The organism is Actinomycetota bacterium, assembly GCA_019347675.1.
Taxonomy (GTDB): Bacteria; Actinomycetota; Nitriliruptoria; order Nitriliruptorales; family JAHWKO01; genus JAHWKW01.
Genome location: JAHWKW010000033.1, coordinates 1 through 21696 on the forward strand (window position 1 = coordinate 1; position 21696 = coordinate 21696).

At 71.1% G+C, this 21696-nt stretch carries 17 protein-coding genes; 11 read left to right on the forward strand and 6 right to left on the reverse strand.

Translation table 11 applies throughout. From position 1 onward, the window contains the following. Positions 1-592 precede the first annotated feature (592 nt). The gene (locus KY462_15525; GenBank protein ID MBW3579109.1) at positions 593-1690 is read right to left on the reverse strand and encodes a glycosyltransferase; all 1098 of its coding nucleotides are present in this window, start codon (positions 1688-1690) and stop codon (positions 593-595) included. Positions 1691-1767: 77 nt separating this feature from the next. After that, positions 1768-2724 (reverse strand): glycosyltransferase family 2 protein, encoded by a 957-nt coding sequence (locus KY462_15530; protein MBW3579110.1) that lies wholly within the window; start codon positions 2722-2724, stop codon positions 1768-1770. Between the two features lie 133 nt (positions 2725-2857). Between KY462_15530 and KY462_15535 the strand changes: the two genes are divergently transcribed. The 3 genes from KY462_15535 to KY462_15545 are packed head-to-tail and all read left to right on the forward strand — an operon-like array spanning position 2858 to position 8411. After that, on the forward strand, positions 2858-5350 hold the full coding sequence (locus KY462_15535) for a glycosyltransferase (protein ID MBW3579111.1): 2493 nt from the start codon (positions 2858-2860) through the stop codon (positions 5348-5350). Then, positions 5350-6762, forward strand: coding sequence for a hypothetical protein (locus tag KY462_15540; GenBank protein MBW3579112.1), 1413 nt, complete (start codon positions 5350-5352; stop codon positions 6760-6762). The genes KY462_15535 and KY462_15540 overlap by 1 nt, the downstream gene beginning before the upstream one ends. Then, positions 6759-8411 carry a hypothetical protein gene (locus tag KY462_15545; GenBank protein MBW3579113.1) on the forward strand — a complete coding sequence of 551 codons (1653 nt, stop codon included), beginning with the start codon at positions 6759-6761 and terminating at the stop codon, positions 8409-8411. The genes KY462_15540 and KY462_15545 overlap by 4 nt, the downstream gene beginning before the upstream one ends. Here KY462_15545 and KY462_15550 read toward each other — a convergent pair. Next, positions 8388-9050 carry a hypothetical protein gene (locus tag KY462_15550; protein MBW3579114.1) on the reverse strand — a complete coding sequence of 221 codons (663 nt, stop codon included), beginning with the start codon at positions 9048-9050 and terminating at the stop codon, positions 8388-8390. The two genes, KY462_15545 and KY462_15550, sit on opposite strands and share 24 nt — an antisense overlap. A 123-nt stretch (positions 9051-9173) precedes the next feature. Here KY462_15550 and KY462_15555 point away from each other — a divergent pair, with 123 nt between their 5' ends. From KY462_15555 to KY462_15570, 4 genes are read left to right on the forward strand one after another with little or no spacing between them, the layout of a single operon-like run. Then, positions 9174-11858, forward strand: coding sequence for a cell wall-binding repeat-containing protein (locus tag KY462_15555; GenBank protein MBW3579115.1), 2685 nt, complete (start codon positions 9174-9176; stop codon positions 11856-11858). A gap of 55 nt (positions 11859-11913) precedes the next feature. Further along, on the forward strand, positions 11914-12810 hold the full coding sequence (locus KY462_15560; GenBank protein ID MBW3579116.1) for an ABC transporter permease: 897 nt from the start codon (positions 11914-11916) through the stop codon (positions 12808-12810). Positions 12811-12815: 5 nt separating this feature from the next. Continuing rightward, the gene (locus tag KY462_15565) at positions 12816-14075 is read left to right on the forward strand and encodes an ABC transporter ATP-binding protein (protein MBW3579117.1); all 1260 of its coding nucleotides are present in this window, start codon (positions 12816-12818) and stop codon (positions 14073-14075) included. Positions 14076-14085: 10 nt separating this feature from the next. Then, positions 14086-15156, forward strand: coding sequence for a glycosyltransferase (locus KY462_15570; protein MBW3579118.1), 1071 nt, complete (start codon positions 14086-14088; stop codon positions 15154-15156). A gap of 68 nt (positions 15157-15224) precedes the next feature. Here KY462_15570 and KY462_15575 read toward each other — a convergent pair whose 3' ends face one another. Beyond that, positions 15225-16088, reverse strand: a complete 864-nt coding sequence (locus KY462_15575; protein ID MBW3579119.1) for a DUF3105 domain-containing protein — start codon at positions 16086-16088, stop codon at positions 15225-15227. Positions 16089-16251: 163 nt separating this feature from the next. On the opposite strand from KY462_15575, the gene KY462_15580 reads away from it, so the two are divergent. Further along, on the forward strand, positions 16252-17628 hold the full coding sequence (locus KY462_15580) for an NCS2 family permease (protein ID MBW3579120.1): 1377 nt from the start codon (positions 16252-16254) through the stop codon (positions 17626-17628). A 3-nt stretch (positions 17629-17631) separates the two neighbouring features. Here the strand turns inward: KY462_15580 and cofE are convergent, their stop codons facing one another. After that, complete coding sequence (cofE, locus tag KY462_15585; GenBank protein MBW3579121.1) at positions 17632-18354, reverse strand: coenzyme F420-0:L-glutamate ligase; 723 nt, start codon at positions 18352-18354, stop codon at positions 17632-17634. Then, positions 18351-19289 (reverse strand): 2-phospho-L-lactate transferase, encoded by a 939-nt coding sequence (cofD, locus tag KY462_15590; GenBank protein MBW3579122.1) that lies wholly within the window; start codon positions 19287-19289, stop codon positions 18351-18353. The genes cofE and cofD overlap by 4 nt, the downstream gene beginning before the upstream one ends. A gap of 45 nt (positions 19290-19334) precedes the next feature. Between cofD and KY462_15595 the strand changes: the two genes are divergently transcribed. The 3 genes from KY462_15595 to KY462_15605 form a co-directional block, all read left to right on the forward strand. Then, positions 19335-20105 (forward strand): peptidoglycan recognition protein family protein, encoded by a 771-nt coding sequence (locus KY462_15595; GenBank protein ID MBW3579123.1) that lies wholly within the window; start codon positions 19335-19337, stop codon positions 20103-20105. Between the two features lie 94 nt (positions 20106-20199). After that, positions 20200-20844 (forward strand): ABC transporter permease, encoded by a 645-nt coding sequence (locus KY462_15600; protein ID MBW3579124.1) that lies wholly within the window; start codon positions 20200-20202, stop codon positions 20842-20844. After that, a partial coding sequence (locus KY462_15605) for an ATP-binding cassette domain-containing protein (protein MBW3579125.1) occupies positions 20841-21696 on the forward strand: 856 nt, incomplete at its 3' end. The genes KY462_15600 and KY462_15605, both read left to right, overlap by 4 nt.

Here is a 21696-nt window from a genome sequence, read left to right on the forward strand (position 1 = left end):
GGCCTCACCCACCCGCTCGCGGTCTTCGGTTCCCACAGCCATCGCCATCTCCCTGGAGACTCTGTCACCGAACCCTGTTACCGAACTTGTGTTCGAGTCGAACACTACCAACGCCCTGCGACATCCACCCTCGACCCCGCAGCCAACCTGGGGACAACCCGCCCCGACGTCCCCTGCGGCGCTCGGCGCGTCGACGACATCGCGCGGACGACAGCGACGACGACTCTTCGTCGCAAACGGCACCGCGGCGCGGAAGGACCAGGTGCGGCATGGCTCGTTGAGCTCATCGACACGGTTCTCGACGCGTCCTGGGAGTTGCCCACAAAGATCTTGAGCGCGGCATCCTCTACCTCGAGTGGACGGGCGACTCGGCTGAGACCTGATGGAAAACGGCACCGACACGTTCGCCTTTAGACGAAGACCACGGTGGCGCCCTACTGGCTCCTGGCCGTGAGCGCCCGACGGTGCCGCGCCGGTGACCTGGTAGGACGTCGAGGCGGACCTCCCAACGGCGATCTCCACCACCCCGGGGGTGTCTTCCTGCCCTCACCACGCCTGCAACAGCGACTCCCAGAGGCAGGCTGAGCCACGATCAGTTGCGCTCGGAGGCTGCCAGGCGCCTGAGCCGATCGGCAACGTCACGTCCCAGCTGGGCGGCAGACCAGCGCTCGTGGACGCGTCGAGCGCCGGCGGCAGCCCGCCTGCGGCCCTCGTCGGGGTCGTCGAGCGCCGCGGCGAGCGCCTCCTTCAGCCGTCGGGGGTCACGCGGTGCGACGACCCACCCGGTCACACCGTCGGTGACGATCTCCGCGAGCCCACCGACGTTGGACGCCACAACCGGACGTTTTCGCGCCAAGGCTTCCGCCGCCACCAGGCCGAAGCCCTCCCGGTGACTGGGCACCGCCACGACGTCGGCGCGCGCGTACCTGGCCTCGAGGTCGGCGGGTGACACGGCGCCGGGCAGCGTCAGCGGCACGTCTCGTTCCTCCGCCATCGCGGCCAGACGATCACGTTCGGGTCCGTCTCCGACCACGGTGAGCGACACCGAACGACGGCCCTCGGCCCGTAGGGTCGCCACCGCCTCGACGAGATCGGCGTGGCCCTTCTCCGCCACCAGGCGACCGACCGCCAGGATGCGGTCCTGACCGGGCGGGGGACCCGGATCGGCGGGCGGGACCGCGTACGGCATCGGGGCGACGGCGTCGGCCGCTCGGCCCAGCGCCGATCGCAGCTCCTCGGCGAGCGGCCCCGACGACGCCGCGACGAGCTCGAAACGGTCCAGCAGCCGGCGTGCGATCACCCGCCGGATCGGCCCGGCCGTGACCAGTGCCACGTCGGTGCCGTGGACCACGACCTGACTCGGGAGACGAACGCCGGCCAGCCACGTCACCATCCCGCCAGGCACGAGCCAGTGCACGTCGAGGACGTGCGGACCCCAGGCGCGGCACTCGGCACGGACCGTCCGCGCCAGCGCCCCGACCAGCCGGGCGGCGCGCACCGCCCTGCGGGGATGGCGCACTCGGAGGTGCATCTCGCCGCGGTAGGCGAGGTCCTCGGCGCGATCCGGTCCGTAGCGCACCCGACGCACGGGGATCCCGGCGACATCGTGCGCGTCGGGCAGGCCGGGGTCGTGCGGCGCCACCACCCGCACCGCCACCCCGGCCTCGGCCAGGCCGACCGCGTACCGCAACAGGAACGGTGCGGCCGCGTCGGATGGCGAGCGCGGGAAGACGTGAGAGATCAGCAGGACGCGCAGGCGGGGCCCGGTCAGGGCAGGGTCCGGCGCACGCGGTAGGGGTCCTCACGCGCCCCGACCGTGTGACGGAGAACGTCGCCGATCAGCCCGATCCCCACCAGCTGCACCCCCACAAGGAGCGTCACCACGCCCAGCTGGAGGAGCGGTCGCGTCCCGATCCCGGCGCCGGTCACGACCTTGAGGATCACGAGGTACCCGATCGCTGCCCCGCCGAGGAGCGACAGGATCAGCCCGAACCCGCCGAACAGGTACAGGGGACGCTCGGCGAACCGGGTGAGGAACAACACCGTGAGCAGGTCGAGCAGCGTCTTCGGGAAGCGGGTCACCGACACGTACTTCGAGCGACCCAGCTGGCGGGGACGGTGTGCGACCGGCACCTCGGTGACGCGGAAGCCGAGATCGTGGGCCAGCACCGGGACGAACCGGTGGAACTCTCCGTACAGGGGAAGTTCACGGACGACCTCGCTGCGGAACGCCTTCAACCCGGTGTTGAAGTCGTGGATCGGCAGTCCGGTGAACGCCCGGGTCGACGCGTTGTACAAGCGCGAGGTCCACCGTTTGACGAGGCGGTCCTGCCGCCGTCGCCGCCACCCACCGACCACGTCGTCGCCGTGCGCGATGTGGTTGAGCAGCTTCGGGACCTCGAACGGGTCGTCCTGACCGTCGGCGTCGAGGGTGACGACCACCTCACCGCGTGCGGCGTCGAACCCGGCGGCGAGCGCCCCGGATTTGCCGAAGTTGCGCCGTAACGTCACGACACGGACCAGGTCGGGATGCTCGGCGTGGAACTTCTCGAGCAGCTCCCCGCTGCCGTCGGTCGATCCGTCGTCGACGTAGATGACCTCGCAATCACCCGAACCCCACGACGGGAGCGCCTCCAGGAGCTCGTCGTGGAACGCGGGGAGCGCTTCGACCTCGTCGTGGACCGGGACGACCGCGGAGACGGTCACTGCGTCGTCAGCCGGCACGCTGGACCTGCGCGCCAGCCGGTTTCGCATCGTTCACGGTGTGCACGGACACATGGTAGGCCGGCCTGACCGCCACCCTGCCCCAGCGCCCGACGCCTATGCTCGCCGCGTCCCACTACCCAGGAACGACCGCGTGGACGACACGGACTGGCCGACCGTCACGGTCGTGGTGATCAACTACAACGGCCGCGACTACCTGGCGACGTGTCTCGACTCGCTCCTCGGTCAGGACTACCCGCAGGAACGCGTCGAGGTCGTCTTCATCGACAACGCCAGCCGCGACGGGTCGCCTGAGTTCGTCCGCGAGCACTACCCGCAGGTGCAGGTGATCGTCAACGACACCAACACCGGCTTCGCCCCGGCGGTCAACCAGGGCGCCCGCGCCGGCAACGGCGACATCGTCGCGCTGATCAACAACGATGCCGTCGCTCAGCCCGCATGGCTCCGCGAGCTCGTCAAGCCGCTGATCATGTACGACCAGGTCGCGTGCACCGGCGGGCTCGTGCTCAACGCGCGCGGGGAGACGGTCGACTTCGCCGGGGGTGAAGCCGCCTTCTACGGCCACGGGTTCGCCGCCCACCGCGAGGAACCTCCGCCGGACGACCTCGTGCTGGGCCCCACCCTGTTCGTCAGCGGGACGTCCATGGCCACACACCGGCGCCTGTTCCTCGACGTCGGTGGGTTCGATCAGGACTACTTCGCCTTCTTCGAGGACGTCGACTTCGGTTGGCGGCTGTGGGTCATGGGCTACGAGGTGTGGTTCGTCCCGACGGCGGTGGTCCACCACCGCCACCACGGCACGATCGAGCGGTTCGGCGAGCCACGCGAGCGTTACCTGCTCGAACGCAACGCGCTGGCCACCATCTTCAAGAACTACGGCGACGACACGCTGGCGCGCACACTCCCGGCTTCGGTGATCTTGAGCATGCTCCGCGGCTTCTTCAACGAAGGCAGCGATCTCGGTGACTACCGCATCACCAGCGAAGACGAGCCGGAGCCGCAGCCGCACGTCACGCCGATGACCGGCGCGCACCTGGCGGCGCTGCGCGACTTCGGGTTGTGGCTCGAGCCGCTCCGCAACAAGCGGGGCGAGGTGCAGCAACGTCGGCGCCGCGACGACCGCGACATCATGCGGCTGTTCCGCAAGGCCGTGACGCCCAACGTCCCCGACGCGACGTTCCTCACCGTCTTCCAGGCTGCGGTCGACACGTTCGACCTGATGTGGCACGCCACCACCCGTCAGCGCGTGCTGATCCTCACAGCGGACAGCGTCGGCCCGAAGATGGCAGGACCGGCGATCCGTGCCTGGGAGATGGCCAAGACACTGGCGCGGGAGCACGAGGTCGTCCTCGGCGCGATGAGCGCGCCCAAGGCGTCGCACCCGTCGTTCAAGACGGTCCACTTCGACGCCGGGAACGCCGAACGGTGGATCGGGTGGGCCGAGGTGATCGTGGTGCAGGGCTTCATCATGTACCACTTCCCGGAGATCGCCGAGTCGGACAAGGCCGTGGTGGTCGACATCTACGATCCCTTCCACATCGAGGCGATCGTGCTCCGCCGTGACGATCCGCCCGACGAGCGTTGGCGGACCTTCAAGAGCGACAAGGACGTGGTCAACGACCAGCTCATGCGCGGCGACCTGTTCCTGTGCGCCTCGGACAAGCAGCGGGATTTCTGGCTGGGGCAGCTGGCCGCCGTCGGGCGGATCAACCCCGCCACCTACGACCACGACCCGGATCTGCGCGGACTGCTGTCGGTCGCGCCGTTCGGGCTCCCGACCGACCCCCCACGCCAGGAACGGCAGGGGATCAAAGGCGCGGTCGAGGGGATCGGCGAGGACGACGTCGTGCTGCTGTGGGGCGGGGGGATCTACAACTGGTTCGACCCGGTGACGTTGATCCGGGCGGTCGCCAAAGCCGCCACCGACGACCCGCGGCTGAAGCTGTTCTTCCTCGGCACCGCCCATCCCAACCCCGACGTCCCCACGATGGTCCGCGCCTCGGACGCGCGTCGCGTCGCCGAGGAGCTCGACGTCCTTGGCTCCCACGTCTTCTTCAACGATGGCTGGGTGGACTACGACGACCGCGCCAACTTCCTGCTGGACGCCGACGTGGGCGTCTCCACGCACTTCCTGCACCTCGAGACGGAGCTGTCGTTCCGGACCCGGATCCTCGACTACCTGTGGGCCGGCCTCCCGATCGTGTGCACCGAGGGGGATTCGCTGTCGCGACTGGTGCGCCGACATGACCTCGGCGAGGTGGTGCGATCGCAGGACGTCGACGACCTGGCTGGCGCACTGCTACGCATCGCCGACCGCGAGCGCTTCGCCGAGGCCCGCCGCAACGTCGAGGAGCTCGCCCCGACGATGACGTGGGAACGGATGCTCGCGCCGCTGATGGAGTTCTGCCGGTTCCCGCGTCGCGCGCCCGACGTCGAACGACCCGACAACCCCTATGTCAACGTCGGGAAGATCAAGCGCCGGCGCCGCTCGCCGGTGCAGCTCGCGCGTCGTTTCGTCGAGGTCACTCAGGACAAGGGGCTGGCCAACGCCCTGCGCATGGCGCAAAACTCCATCCGGGTGCGTGCCGGTGTGGCCCGGAAGCGTCGCGAGGTCATCCGGAGCTGATGGGCCGCGCCACCGCTCCTCGCTCGCGGACCCTCCACCGACCGGCCGGTACGGCATCCCGGGGCTCGGCCCTGGCGGCGCTCCGCGATCCGGTGTGGGGTGCGACGTTCACCCGGTGGGGGCTGGTGGGGATCCTGGTGCGCCTGCTGCTCCTGCCGGTGGGCGTGAGCTCCGACATGCTGGCGGTCTACTGGCGCTCCCACGTGATCGCCTTCCACGGCGGGGTGTTCGAGCGCTACCTCGTGAACATGGGCAGCCACGCGGTGCACGCGGCGTGGCTGCGGGTCGTCCAGCCACTGATGGGGCCAGCCGACCAGCTGTGGACCCACCCGTGGTGGTGGGCGGAGCCGGTCGCGCTGGTGCCCAGCCACGTCAACGCGCTCCTGGCCCGCTTCGACGCCGCCCGGGTGCTGACGCTGTTGAAGCTGCCGTACATCCTCGCCGACCTCGCCGCCGGGCTGGTCCTCCTGGCGTTGCTGTGGCCGCGTGACGGCCCGGTCAGCGACGACGCAGCCCGGCGCGCCCGGACCACGTGGATCCTGTGGATGCTGTCGCCCGCTGCGCTGTACGCGACGCTGATCTTCGGACGGTACGAATCGTTCCCGGTGCTGGCGGTCCTGGCGGCGTTGCTCCTGGCTGAGCGGCGTCGCACGCTCGCCGCGGCCATCGTGCTCGGGCTGGCCGTGACGTTGCGCACCTACCCGATCGTGCTCGTCCCGGTGTTCGCGCTCGTCGTGTACCGCGACCTGCCTCGCCAGGTCGGGTGGGCGGCGTTGGCCGTGGCACCGTTCGCCGCCACCATGGTGGCCAACCGGGTCGTCGGCGGCAGCTACGGGGAGCTCGCCGCGGTCGGCGATTACCCGTTCGGTGGGAACTGGTTCGCCTTCACGCTGCAGCCCGACAGAGGCGGCCCCGGCGTGTTGCTGTTCGCGGCAGCGCTGCTGGCGCTCGGCGGGTACCTGCTGGGGCGGAGCCGCGGCTGGTGGGGGGTCGGGGTGGTGGCGACCGGGGACCTGTGGCGCTGGGTGGCGTTGGCGCACCTGGCGATGTTCGCGTTCGCGCAGTTCAGCGCCCACTACCTGGCGTGGATCGTACCCGCCGTCGCGCTGGTCGCCGGACGCACACCCGCCCGTGGCGTGGTGCCCCTGCACCTGGCCCAGGTCGCGGGCGTGTTCGTCGCTGCGGCGGTGCTGTGGGGCGGCGGGCTGTTCGCCGGGGCGCTCGGCGGGTTGGGCGACACCGCCCGTGACCTGCTCCCGTTCGGTCCGCTCTTGGAGGGCCCGCGTGGGAAGCAGGTCGCTGATCTGGCGTGGACGACGTTCTGGGTCGCGACCCTGGCGATCGCGCTGCCGTTGCTCCGCGACAGCCTCCGCCCCGGTCGAGCGGGCCGGCCGCTCACCGCCGCCGGATGACAGCGGACGCCACCGCAACCGAGGCTGCGTCGGGGGACCGGCTCGCGCTCGCCGTGCACGTCGCCACGCTCGTGGTCGGGTTCGTGCTGTCACTGGTGGTCGGCGGGCAGCAGTGGTTCCGTGCCGACGAGTGGACCATCCTCACCGACCGCAGCGCCGGGGATGCGCTGCGGCCACACAACGAGCACTGGTTCGCGTTCCCGATCCTGGTGCTGCGTGGCCTGTTCGCCACGGTCGGCCTGGACAACTACCTCCCCTACGTCCTGCCGACCGTGGCGCTGCACGTGGTCACCGCTCATCTGGTGTGGCGGATCATCCGCCGCGGCGGCGGTGACCCGTGGGTGGCGACGGTCGCCGCCGCGGTCCTGCTCACGCTCGGGGCGGGGTTCGAGAACGTGACCCTGGCGGTGCAGGTGGCGTTCACCGCCCCGCTGGCGCTCGGCCTCGGTCACGTCCTGCTGGTCGACCATCCGGGTCCGGTCGGTCGCCGAGATGCGCTCGGGGCGGTCGTCGGCACGGTGGCGGTCGCGTGGTCGGGGATCGGTCCGGTGATGGTGGCCGCCGCCGCGCTGACCGCTGCGCTGCGCCGGGGTTGGTGGGCCGCAGCCGTCGCGGCCGGACCGCCGGCGGTCGTGTACGCAGCGTGGTGGCTGGCGGTGGGACGGGGAGCGGTCGGCACGCTCCCCCCGCTTGAAGCCGTGGCGACCTTCGTGGCGGCGGGTCTCACCCACGCTGCCGGCGAGACGTTGCACATCGGTCGGTGGGGGGCGGTGGCGCTCGTCGCCCTCGTCGGCTGGTTGGTGTGGCGGTGGCGCCTGGCTCGTGGCCCGGCCGCGGCGGTCTTCGCCTGCGCTGCCGCTGCCGTGGTCGCGCTCCTGGCCGGCGGGGTGCTGCGAGCCGACGACGATCCGGGGCTGGCACGGTCGTCGCGGTACGTCGCGGTCGCGGCCACGTTGCTGCTCCCGGCCGCGGGCTGGGCGCTGGGACGCCCCGCCGTGCGCAGCCCGCCCGTGCGGGTCGCGGTGGTCGCCGCCGGGGTGGTCGTGGTGGGACTCGGGGCGCGTGACCTGCTCGCCGTGGCGAGTGCACGTGCCGCCGACGTGCAGCAGTTCCGCCGGACGCTGCTGGCGGCGGTCGACATCGCCCGCGGACCCGGCCCGGTGCTGGTTGACGTGCACGCGTCGTTCGTCACGCCCGGCCTCACCCTCGCCGAAGCCGTGGACCTGCGCGAACGCGGCGTGCTCCCGGATGCGCCGGTGACGCCGGCCGATCGGGTCGCGGCCCGCGGTCTGCTCGGCGTCACCGCGACGCGGACACCGGCCGTTGAGGGGCCCGCCGCGACGGTGGTCGCGCTGGCCCACGCCGACGTCGAGCGCCACGGCGACTGCGTGGCGCTCACACCGCGGTCAGAGCCGGCGCAGGTCGCGCTCGACGTCGCCGACGACACCGCCCTGCGGGTGCATGCGTCGGCGGGTGGAACGCTGGTCGTCGTGCCGGTCGTGGATGGGACCGCGTCACCGCGCCCTGTGCGACTGACCCTCCCACCGGACGCGCCGCGCTGGTTGAACCTGGCCCTCGGCCGGGCCGGTGTCACGCTGACGCTTCCGCCTGCGGGGACCACGCGCCTATGCGGCGTCGCGGCGTCGTGAACGGATCACGGACCCGCCGAGCGCAGCGGCCGCCAGCCCGACCGCCACCAGCCACGCGACGCCGAACACCGGGTCGGCGGCGAGCCGACGCACGAACTCGCCGGGGATGCGGCTGACGGTCGACCACGTGGCGCTGACCGTCGGTGGATGCCCGACCCGGAACGCCAGATCACCCCGCCGGCCCTCCAGGCTCCCGTCGGGGTACGGGTCGTGCTCGTGGACGAACACCGCGATCGGGTCGCTGCCCGCCCACGTCAGGGTCGCGGCGAACGTCTCGCCGGCGGCGTCGTCGATCGGGTCGAAGGCCAGCGTCAACCACGCGGTGTCCTCGATGTCGTCCCCGGCGGTGCGGACCGTGCGCTTGTGACCTGCCCCCTGCACGACCAGGGTCAGCCGCCCGTCGGGGTCCTCCACGCGATAGGTGGCGGTCAGGACCTCGAGGCGGCTGAGTCGTTCGCCGCGGGCCACGAACGTCTGCGTGACCTCGTCTCCATCGTCCAGGCGCAGCGCCTCGGTGAAACCCGGCTGCTGAGGTTCACCGGCCGTGGCGCACCCGGCCAGGGTCGCCGCGACGGCGGCGAGCGCCGCCAGCAGCCCACGCACGCGACGGTGGCCCGACGGCCCGCCGGCTCCTGCCACGTCACGCTCCCGGTCGCGCCGCGAGGACGGCGCCCCACGGTAGCCTGCACGGCCGCCCGCAGCGGCGGACGGCACGCGGACCGGTCGGTGCCCGAGCGGTTGCCCCCGAGACCTGGAGACGACGTGGACGCCACCATCTCGCCGCGACGGCCCGTCGCTGCGGCCGTCGCGATCGTCGTTGCCGCCGCGACGCTGACGATGCTCGGTCCTCCATCGGCCGCGGCGGCGACGCCCCTCAGCGTCGTCGTGGCCGGCGCGGCCGGCCACGAATGCCCCGACGCCAGCACCCTGTCGTTCCCGGTCAGGGTCGAGGGTGGCGCGTCCACCATGCCGATCCACGTCGACTACGTCACGGTCGCCGCGACCACGACTCCCGCCACCGCGGGCGCCGACTACGTCGCGAAGGAAGGGACCGTCACGATCCCCGCCGGGCAGCACCGTGGCGAAGCGACCGTCGACGTGATCTGCGACCAGGCCGCTGAGGGCGACGAGACCTTCCACGTCGTGTTCAAGAACCTGCGTGGGGACGCCACCTTCCACGGCGGGGGTTCGAAGAAGCTGGTCACCGGCACGATCCTCAACGGCGCGCCGCTGCCCGGCCCCCAGTACCGCGCGCTCGACGCGGCCCCGGTGAGAGAGGGCGCCGGTGACGCGGTCTTCCTGGTCGAGCTGACCGACACCTCGGCGGGGGGCAGCGCCCTTGTCTCCACCCGCGACGGCACCGCGACGGCCGGACAGGACTACCGGACCCACAACGTCACGGTCGTGTGGGCACCCGGCGACCCGGAGAACCGCAAGCCGGTCCGCGTTCCGATCATCAATGACACCGCAGCCGGAGAGGGGCCCGAGACCTTCTCCATCACCGTGACCGCCGCCGGGGTGACCAAGCCGGCCGCGCAGGCGGTGATCGACGACGACGACGGCGCCTTCGTCGACGTCAGCGACGCCAGGGTCAGCGAGGGTGCGGGTGCGACCGTCACGTTCAGCTCGTTGGTCCCCGCGTGCGTCGTCTGGCGCACCGCTGATGGCACCGCAACGAGCTCCTCGGACTACGTCGCGCAGAGCAGCCAGGGGACGGCGATCGACGCCGGCAACACCACCGTCACCGTGCCGATCGAAGCGGACGGTGTCGTCGACGACTTCGAGGAACACCTCTACGTCATCATCGACCGCGTCAACGCTGTTTCCGGCGCGAACTGCACCCAGGACCTGTCAACCGTGGCGGTGCGCGGCGACTGGATCGGGCAGGTCACCATCGTCGACGACGAGTGGGCGATCGAGGGCGCGTCGGTCGACGAAGGGGCCCCCGACACGACCAGCACCATGATCTTCACCGTGACCCTCGCGGCGAGCCCCGACCGGCCCGTCACGGCCTTCTACAGCACCAGGGACGAGGCATCTGCCACGCCAGACGTCGACTACGTCGCCATCACCGACGCCACACTGACCATCCCCGAGGGCCAGCGGACGGCGTCGGTCGCCGTCGAGGTCAAGGGCGACGCGGCACCGGAGGCCAACGAGACGTTCCTGGCGGTGCTGGGACGCCCCGGAGCGAACGTGTCGTGCTGCGGGCCCCACGTCGCCCGCGGCGTCATCATCGACGACGACGTGACCGCCAACGCCGGACCGGACCGCACGGTGGACTCCGAAGAACTGGTGACGTTCACCGGGACGTCGGCGGGCGGTGGCGGCGACAAGACCTTCACCTGGGAGTTCGGGGACGGGACAACCGCGTCCGGTCAGGAGGTGACGCACCGGTACGCCACCCCGGGCGTCTACACGGTGACGCTGACCGTGACCGACGCCGGCAGCGGGACCCAGACCACCGACACCGCACGGATCACGGTCGTGGACACCGGCGTGGTCGGTCGCTCCTGGGGCGCCTCGCGGATCGAGACCGCCGTCGCGGTCTCGCGTGATCACTGGCCGCAGGCGCTCGATGTGGTGCTGGCGACCGCCTACAACTACCCGGACGCGCTCGCGGCCGGGGGGTTCGCCGCGGAGCTCGACGCCCCCCTGCTGCTGACCGAACAGGATCGGTTGCGGGCCGACGTCCGCGCCGAGCTGAGCCGGCTGCGCACCGAGAAGGTGTGGATCATGGGCGGGACCGCAGCGGTCTCGCAGCAGGTCGAGGACGACCTGCGCGCAGCCGGGTACCGGGTGGAGCGCGTCAAGGGCCCCGAACGGTTCGCCACCGCGGCGGACGCTGCGCGCCGCGTCGGGCCCAGCGCGCAAGGCGAGGTCGTGATCGCCCTCGGGTCACACGCCGACGAGAACCGCGCCTGGCCCGACGCCCTGTCAGCCGGGTCGTTCGCGGCGCTGGCGGATCCGCTGCCGACCCTCCTGACGGCGAGCGACGTCCTGCCGGCCCCGACCGCGCAGGCGTTGGCGGACATGAACGTCCGAAGGATCTTCCTCCTCGGCGGTGAGGCCGCGATCTCCCGCGCCGTCGAGGATCGCCTGCGTGGGTCGGGGTACCAGGTGCAACGGATCGGCGGAGCCCACCGCTTCGAGACCTCGGCGATGGTGGCGGCGGTGACGCTCCCGCGGATGCCGGCCGGGCAGGTCCACGGTGTGTACGCCACCGGCCGCAACTACCCGGACGGTCTCAGCGGCGGAGCGCTCGCCGCACGGTTGGGAGGACCCGTGTTGCTGGTCCCCCCTGACTCGCTCGCCGGGATGCCCGCCGTCGCGGACCTGCTCCGCGCCCACGCCCACCGCTTCGATCTCGGGACGGTCGTCGGCGGCACCGCTGCGGTGGCCGAGACCGTCCGGGGGCAGCTCCAGGCTGCGATGACGGCCACCTAGCAGGCGTCCAGGGCAGGCGTCACGCAGCGTCGGGCCAGGGGTCCAGGCGGTACCGGTGCCGTCTGTCCCGGTGCTGTCAAGACCTATACTCCCCGCCGTGCGCTCCCTCCTCGTCAATCTCCGCGATCTGTGGCACGCCCGGCAGCTCCTCCGACAACTGGTCCAGAAAGAGCTGAAGGTCCGTTACAAGCACTCGGCGCTGGGATTCCTGTGGTCGCTGATCACCCCGATCCTGATGACGGTGGTGTTCACCGCCGTGTTCGCGATCATCATCAGGATCCAGGTGCAGGATTTCGCGGCGTTCTTCATCGCCGGGTACCTGGTGTGGTCGTTCTTCCAGAACGCGGTGCAGAACTCGGTGCAGGCGATCACCGGCAACGGGGCGCTGATCCGCAAGGTGTACTTCCCGCGGGAGGTCCTGCCGCTGTCCAACGTGGTCGCCCAGGGAGTGCACTTCCTGTTGGCGCTCCTGGCGATCAGCCCCTATCTGGTGTGGACGCGTGGCATCGGCGTCGTCGCCCACCTACCGGCGGTCGCCCTGGGGATCGTTCTGATCGGGGTCTTCGCCAGCGGGCTCGCGATGCTCTTCGCCGCGGCCAACGTGTCCTTCCGTGACCTGCAGGAGCTGGTGGTCGTCATCTTCCTGGTCTGGTTCTACCTCACGCCGATCATCTACCCCCTGCAGATGGTGATCGACGTTGCTGGCGACAGCGCCGTCGGTGCTGTCGCCCTGCAGATCGTCCGAGCGAACCCACTGACGTGGTTCGTGGAGGTGTTCCGCTACCCGCTGTACGGGATCGTCCGCACGACGGGCGAGAACGCATCGTCGACCCTGCCCGTGTGGCCCAGCGGCGAGCTGATCCTCGCCACCACGTCCGTCGCGCTGGTCAGCTTCCTCGCCGGCTACCTGGTGTTCCACCGCAACGCGCTCACCTTCGCCAAGGAGGTGTGAGCGCCGTGCTCGACCAGCTCCGTGACCTGATCCGCCCCGAGCGTGCCAACGGCACCGGTGCGGCGATCGTGGTGGAGAACCTGACCGAGACGTTCCGCCTGTACCAAGAACAGCCCAGCGGGTTGAAAGAGCGACTCACCACCCTGAAGCGGGCCAACTACACCGAGTTCGAGGCGCTGAGCGACGTGTCGTTCACCGTGGAGCACGGCGAGAGCGTCGGCGTGATCGGCCACAACGGGTCGGGGAAGTCGACCCTGCTGAAGGTGCTCGCCCGGATCCTTCCTGCCGACCGGGGACGGGTCGAGATCAACGGCCGGGTGGCATCGCTGCTGGAGCTCGGCGCCGGTTTCCACGGCGACCTGACTGGGCGGGAGAACATCTACCTCAACGGGGCCATCCTGGGTCTGACCAACGAGGACATCGACCGGCAGTTCGATGCGATCGTCGACTTCGCGGGGGTCCGCGGCTTCATCGACCAGCCGGTGCGGAACTACTCCAGTGGGATGTACGTCCGGCTCGGCTTCGCGATCGCCGTGCACGTCGACCCCGACGTGCTGCTGGTCGACGAGGTCCTGTCGGTCGGGGACGCCTTCTTCCAGACCAAGTCGCTGGAGCGGATGGCGAGCTTCCGCGAACGCGGCAAGACGGTGTTCTTCGTCAGCCACGACCTGAACGCCATCGAGGAGCTCTGCCCGCGGGTCCTGGTCCTCGACCACGGCGAGCTGGTCTTCGACGGGTCCACCCGCGAGGGGGTGCAGCAGTACGCCCAGCTCATGGGCACCGTCAGCGAGGACGAGGACGACGGCTCCGCTCGGGTGGGGACCGGTCACGTCCGCATCGCCGCGGCGCGGCTGCTGGACGCCGACGGTCAGGTCGTGAACAAGGTCCCCCCGTCCAAGACCCTCGCGCTGCAGCTGGATCTGCGTGCGGAGCAGGACGTCGAGGCGTGCAGCGCCGGCGCGACCTTCGAGACGGGCGACGGTCGGCGCCTCTACGAGGTCCACTCAACCTGGCAGGGGCTGGGCGTCGGTCCGCTCGCCGCCGGGGACACCGCGGTGCTGGAGATCCGCTTCACCGCTCACGTCCTCGCCGGCCACTACCGCATCAGCCCGACGGTCACCGACCCGACGGGGCGGACCGGCTACGACGTGCTGCCGCGTCCCGTCACGTTCGAGGTCACACCGGCGCCGGGCGGGTCCGGCCTGGTCGACTTGGTGGCCGCGACCCGCGTCGTCGAAGGCCCGTCGGTCGACCTCAGCGGCTGAAGCGATGCGGGTGGCGGCCATCGTGGTCAATTGGAACGGGGCCTTGCAGCTGACCGCCTGCCTCGACGCGCTGGTCGCCCAGGATCACGACGACCTCGAGATCTGGGTGGTGGACAATGCCAGCACCGACGGTTCGCGGGACCTGCTGGAGCGGTACGCCGCGGAACGCACCGCGATCGCTGCCATGCGGCCAGGCCAGCCACCGATCCGTGTGCTGTGGAACGAGACCAACCGCGGGTACGCCGGCGCGGTGAACGACGCGCTCGCCCGCATCGACGCGACCGCGGTGGCGGTGTCCAACTTCGACGTGCAACCCCGCCACGACTACGTCTCGACGGCGCTGGGCGCCCTCCTCGCCGATGACCGTCGCGGCGCCGTGCAAGGCAAGCTGCTGCGGCCTGGGCGGGGCGCGGACGGCTCGGACGTGATCGACACGACCGGCCACGTCGCGTTCCGCACCCGGCTGTTCCGCAACCGCGGGGAGGGCCAGGCCGACGCCGGCCAGTGGGACGAGCCCGGTGAGGTGTTCGGCGTGTCCGGAGCCTTGGCGCTGTACCGGCGAGCGATGCTCGACGACGTCGCGGTGGACATCGACGGGCGGTCGGAGATCCTCGACGAGGACCTGTTCGCGTTCTTCGAGGACATCGACCTGGATTGGCGCGCCCGGATGCGCGGCTGGGTGGCGTGGTACGAGCCCCGTGCGGTCGCCGAGCACGAGCGGGGCGGTTCCGGACCTCGTCGCACGGCCCACGTCGAGCAGCTGAACTTCCAGAACCGGCTGCTGACCCTGATCAAGTGCGACAGTCCGTCGCGCCTGGTGCGCCACCTCCCCGGCGTCGTCGTCACGACGGTGCTCAAGGCCGGGGAGCTGCTGCTGACCGTCCCCCGTGCGTTCTTCGCGACGTTCGGCGCCGTCAGGCTGGTCCTGCGGACGCTCCGCAAGCGGCGGCTGGTCCACGCGGGCGCCACCGTCCCCAGCCGCCAGGTGGTCGACCGCTGGTTCGATCCGTTCGACTACGGCGACTGGATGCGCAGCTGGTGGCGCCGGGTGCGGGCCGAACGCCACCGATCACGGCGCTGACCGACCGCGCCCGCAGCGCCGCGTCCGCCCCGGCCAGCCGAACGGCGGCTGCTGCGGCCCGCCGCCGCTCACCCGGCGGGCGACGGCTCCGTCTCGGCCGGTTGCGTCGGCCCCGGCGTCGGCGACTCCTCGTCCGGCGTTGCGTCGCCCGGCGTCGGCGGAGGCGTTGTCTGCTGGGGCGTGGCTCCGTCCTCCTCGAACGACAAGACGTCCTCGGGATACCGGGCGATCGCCGCCTCCGGGGCGCGGCCGTGCGTCCCGAAGTTCTCGATCAGGAACTTGTCGAGGGCCTGCTCCTCGAAGCGGTCGCAGTCCATCGCCACCGTCCACGCCCGGACGGCGAGCGCCTTGTCGCTGCTCTGGAACATCCCCTCCCAGGGCGAGACGATGATTCCCGCGCCGCCCTGGCCCTGGAACCCGGCGCGGTTGCGTGCGCTGGCCCAGTCTTTCAGGGCAGAGACCTGCTCGTCGGGGAGTACCCCTGGCCGGTACCACACCACGACCGAGCCGTGCTCCAGGTTGTGGGTCGTGCGTCGCTCGTCGACCGGCTCGTCGTAGGTGGCGACCCGGGCCGTGATGGCGAAGTGGCGCCCGCTGTCGGTTGGACGCACCGCGTAGAGCTGCTCGGCGGGCGGAGCCGGCTCGTCCAGGTGCTGGGTGCTCGCAGCCGGCGGGATCTCCACCGCCTCGCACCCGGCCGCGTCCTGCGCGGCATCCGCCGCCGCAGGCGAGATCGTGACGCCCGCCGGAGCCGGTGGCTCACGTGTGAACACCAGCAGCGCCGCGACCCCCGCCACGACAGCGATCGTGACGACGACGGTGACGATCCGCCTCCGGCGCTCCTCGCGGGCTGCCGTCGCCTCTCGTTCTCGGCGCTCGGCGCGGGCATGCTCCCGCCGCTCGCGCTTGGTCGGACGTTCCCGGTCGGCCACTAACCGTCCCTCGACTCGGACGCCGCGGCACTCTAGCCACGCCCTGCAGCGGCCCGAAGGCGCCTGCGCCGTCCGCGCCGAGCGAGCCACCAGGCGGTCAGGATGCGCCCTGCTCCGCCCACCGCGTGGTACAAGCGCCCGATAGCCGACCCGCGGAGGCCAGATGCTGGAGTACTTCCGGCTCGAGCAGCGCGGCACGGACGTGCGCACCGAGGTGGTAGCGGGCGTCACCACCTTCATGACGATGGCGTACATCCTGTTCGTCAACCCCGCGATCCTCGGGCTCGAGGGCGCCGGCCTGGAGTTCGGTGCCGTCCTGTCGGTCACGGCGCTGGTGGCGGGCGTCATGACGATCGCCATGGGCGTCGTCAGCAACTACCCGTTCGCGATCGCCAGCGGGCTCGGCCTCAACGCCGTCGTGGCCTTCCAGCTGGTCGGGGCTGAGGGGCTGACCTTCCCAGAGGCGATGGGGGTGGTGGTCACCGAGGGCGCGATCATCACCGTGCTCGTCCTGACCGGTTTCCGCGAAGCGGTGCTGCAAGCGATCCCCCTGGAACTGAAGAAGGCGATCGGGGCGGGCATCGGCCTGTTCATCGCCATCATCGGGTTCGCCAACTCCGGGATCGTGATCCCCGGGCCGGGCGGCGGTGGCCCGGTTCTGGCGCGAGGAGCGTTCGATTCCGCGCGCATCGCGGTGTTCGTGGGCGGCTTCCTGATCACCGCCGTTCTGGTCGCCCGCCGGATCAAAGGCTCGCTGCTGATCGGGATCGTTGTCACCACGATCCTCGCCATGGTCGTCAACGCCGCTGCCGGCGGGGCGCTGTGGCAGGACGTCGGCGCGGGAGTCGCCCGCCTGCCGCAGGAGGTGATCGACCCTCCGGACTTCTCGCTGCTGGGCCGGTTCTCGTTCGGCTACTGGGCCAAGCTCGGGGCGCTGTCGGCGGCCCTGGCGGTGTTCACGCTGATGCTGGCCGATTTCTTCGACACGATGGGCACCGCGATCGCGCTCGGCAACGAAGGTGGGTTCCTCACACCACGCGGACGGCTGCCCGGCATGAACCGTGTCCTGCTGGTCGACTCGCTGGCAGCCGCTGCGGGCGGGGCGGCGTCCGCCTCGAGCGCCACCACCTACATCGAATCGGCCAGCGGGATCGAGGACGGTGGCCGGACCGGGCTGACCAGCGTCGTGACCGGTGTGCTGTTCCTCGGGGCGATCTTCGTCAGCCCGCTGGCGGGGATCATCCCGCCCGAGGCGACCGCACCGGCCCTCATCCTGGTCGGGTTCTTCATGATCTCGGTGGTCCGCGACCTGCCGTGGGACGACTACGCCACGGCGATCCCCGCCTTCCTCACCATGGTGGTGATGCCGTTCAACTTCTCCATCACCGACGGGATCGGTTGGGGGTTCGTGTCGTACACGGTCATCAAGGTCGCGACCGGACGGGTCGGTGAGGTGCACTGGATGATGGCCGCCTCGAGCCTGGCGTTCCTGCTGTACTTCGGGATCGACCCGATCAGGCGCTTGGTGCTGGGCGGCTGACCGTCAGCGAGCCCCGCGCCGGAACAGGTCCTCGTCGGCCGGTCGCAGCAGCTGCCGGGCGGAGCCGTCCCGGTCGCGCTCAACGGCTGCCCCGCGGATCACGACGAAGGGCACACCACCGGCCTTGCGTCGCGCCAGGTCAGCAGCGGCGGCGAGCTCGTCGGCCACCGCGACCAGGGTCACCTCGAGGCGTCGACCGTGGCGGTCGAGCCCGCCGCGCTCGTCGCGGAGCGGGGCGATCCCAGCCACGCCGATCGCCACGTCCGTCTGGCCCAACCGCCACGGGCGGCCGAACGTGTCGGAGATCACCACGCCGACCTCGACGCCGCCACGCTGGCGCAGTGCCGCGGCCAGACGACGCGCTGACGCGTCCGGGTCGGTGGGCAGCAGCGACAGCATCCCCGGCGGGACGTTCGAGGCATCCACCCCTGCGTTGGCGCACACGAACCCGTGCTCGGTCTCGGTGATCAGCACGTCGGCGGCCTCAGCCACGATCCGCGCCGCCTGTTCCCGGGCGATCCTGCGACGGGCGTCGATCGGGTCCTCACCCGCGGCCAGCGTCACCAACGCGCCCTCGGCCTTGCTGACGACCTTCTGCGCCACGCACAGCACATCGCCGTCGGCGAGGGTCCAGGCACCGGCGCGACAGGCGGCGACGACCAGGGCCGCGAGGTCGTCGCCTGGACGGACCTCGGGCACGTCCGGCAGCGCAGAGATCTCGATCATCGCAGCGACCTCGCCAGGTCCAGCGTCGTCTGCGCCAGCGCCGCGGCCACGGCGACGTCGTCCATCATGGTGTCGGTGACCTCGACCGCAACGCCCAGATCCTCGATCGCGCCCGCGAGGTCGCGGTCGGCCTCGTCGATGACCCACCCGTCCAGGACGTGGCCGTACCAGGCGGCCACCCCACGTGCCGACACGTCCGCCCCGACGGCCGGGAGCAGCCGGTCGGCCATGCCGCGGACCACCGCCCCGCCCACGATCGGGGAGACCCCGACCACCGGCGCGTCGGTCGCCTCGACCGCTTCGCGGATGCCGGGCACGGCCAGGATCGTCCCGATCGACACGACCGGGTTCGAGGGGGAGATCACGACGGCGTCGGCATCGCGGATGGCGTCGGTGACGCCCGGGGCCGGGCGGGCCCTGTCGGCGCCGGCCAGGGACACCTCGACGACCTGGTGCACGGCGTGGTCGCGGACCCAGTACTCCTGGAAGTGCAGGCACCGCCCGTCGGCGGTGCGTACCCGGGTGGCGACCGGATCATCGGTGGCCGGCAGGAGCCGCACGTCGAGGTTCCATGCGGTCGCGATCGCGGCTGTCACCGCCGACAACGGGCGTCCTTGCCGCAGCCAGTGCGTGCGGACCAGCTGCGTGCCGAGGTCCTGGTCACCGAGCGCGAACCACGTCGGCTCCCCGTAGCGGGCGACCTCCTGGGCGACGTGGAACGTCTCGTTGGCTCGTCCCCAGCCCTGCTCGGGGTCGACCACCCCGGCGAGGGTGTAGGTGAGCGTGTCGAGGTCGGGGCTGACGTGCAGGCCGTGCAGTTCGATGTCGTCGCCGACGTTGACGATCACCGTGATGTCGCGCGGATCGACGGCGCGCACCAGCCCGCGGAGGAACCGCGCCGCGCCGACGCCGCCGGCCAGGATCGCGTACACCACCACCTCCGCGTGACGAGGGACCGCCGAGGCTGGGAGGATAGGGGCGTGGACCGACGCCAGTTGCTGCGCTGCCTCGCCGGAGTTGTCGGCGCGGTCGCCACGGGCAGCTGCACCGGCCGCGGCGACGGTGAACCGGCGCTGGACATCGAACCGGTCTCCGAGCCGCCGCCGGTCACAAGTGACCCGGCGGCGTCCCCGCCCCGCACACCGGAGCAGCCACCCCTCGAGGAGCGCACCGCCACGCCTGCGGCCGCGGCAGCGCGACCGGTCGTCTGCCGGGCGGACTGGGCAGCGTCGGCACCGACCGGCCCCTACCGCCGCCACACGATCGAGCGTCTCACCGTCCACCACACGGCGGTCGTGAACGACGACCCGTCACGTGAACCCGACCTTCTCCGCCAGCACCAACGCAACCATCAAGCACGCGGCTTCGTCGACCTCGCCTACCACCTGATGATCGCCCGTGACGGCACCGTCTACGAGGGTCGGGCCGTCACCGCGGTGGGGGAGACCTTCACCGACTACGACCCGGCAGGGCACTTCCTGCCGTGCCTGGAGGGCAACTTCGACCGCCAGGAGCCCTCCGACGCACAGCTGGCGGCGCTGGCGGACGTGCTGGCGTGGGCCGCGGTCACCTTCGGCGTGCCGCCCGAGACGATCCGCGGGCACCGCAGCTACGCCGCCACCCGCTGTCCCGGCGATGCGTTGCAGCGGGTGGTCGACGACGGCAGCCTCGAACGTTGGGTCACCGAGCGGATCGCGGCGGGTGGGGCGCGTCTCGAGTTGACCTGCGGCGGGGCGCTCACGGTCACGTGATGCTGTCCGGAGCGGGGCGCGGCAGGCCCCGCTCCGGAGCGAGCCACCCATGCCTGTCTAGTCTCGGCGTTGAACGCGGCAGGAAGGGCCTGCGGTGACCATTTGGGGCTACCTGCAGCGCCGCTGGGGAACCGTGCTGGAACTGACGATCGAGCACATCGTCCTCGTCGCGGTCTCCGTGACCATCGCCGTGGTGACCGGTGTGTTCCTCGGCACGCTCGTCTACCGCAACAACCGCGCCACCGCGTTGCTTTTGAACGTCACCAACGGTCTGTTCACGGTCCCGGCCCTGGCCTACTTCACCGTCCTCGTGGCCTTGGTCGGGCTCGGCTGGGCCCCGAGCATCATCGTCCTCGCCATCTACGCCCTGCTGCCCATCGTGCGCAACACGGTGACGGGGCTTCGCGAGGTCAACCCGGCGATCGTGAAGGCCGCGACGGGCATGGGCATGGGACGGATCCAGCTCGTGACGCGGATCCACCTCCCGCTCGCCTGGCCGGTGATCCTCGCCGGCATCCGCGTCGGGGCCGTGCTCACGGTCGGCATCGCGGCGGTCGCCGCCTACATCAGCGGACCGGGGCTCGGACGGGAGATCTTCGGCGGCCTGGCGGCGCTGCGCTCGGCCCGCGCCGTCCCCCAGGCGGTGGTCGGCACGGTCGGGATCATCTTCGTCGCCCTGCTGATCGATGCCTTCCTCGTCCTCGTCGGCAAGCTCACCACTGCCAAGGAGATCCGATGAACGAGACGGCGACCCGCGCCGACGAGCCGATGATCAGGCTCGACTCGCTCACCAAGCGCTACCCGCAACAGGAGATCCCTGCGGTCGACCACTTCGACCTGGAGGTTCCCGAGGGGGAGATCGTCGTCCTCGTCGGTCCATCCGGGTGCGGGAAGACGACCACGCTCGAGATGATCAACCGCCTGATCGAGCCGACCTCCGGTCGGATCATCCTCGAAGGCGAGGACGTCACGCACGTGAACGTCGATCGGCTCCGCCGGCGCATCGGCTACGTCATCCAGCAGATCGGGCTGTTTCCGCACCGCACCATCGCGCAGAACATCGCGACGGTCCCTCAGCTCGTCGGCTGGGACAGGCAGCGGATCTCGGCGCGGGTCGATGAGCTGCTCGAGCTCGTCGGCCTCGACCCGGCGATCTACCGCGATCGATATCCGAAGGAGCTGTCGGGTGGGCAACGCCAACGGGTCGGCGTCGCCCGTGCGATGGCGAGCGATCCACCGGTCATGCTCATGGACGAGCCGTTCGGCGCGACCGATCCGATCACCCGCGAGCGCCTCCAGAACGAGTTCCTGCGCATCCAGGGCGACATCAGCAAGACGATCGTGTTCGTCACCCACGACATCGACGAGGCGATCAAGATGGGCGACCGCATCGCCATCCTCCAAGAGGGCGCCCACATCGCCCAGTACGACACGCCAGAGAACATCCTCAGCGACCCGGCCAACGAGTTCGTCGAGGAGTTCCTCGGCTCGGGCATCGTGCTGAAACGCCTGAACCTCGCATGCGTCGGTGACGTGCAGCTGTCGGACACGTGGCCGACCGTGGGCATCGGGACCGACCGTGAGGAGGTTC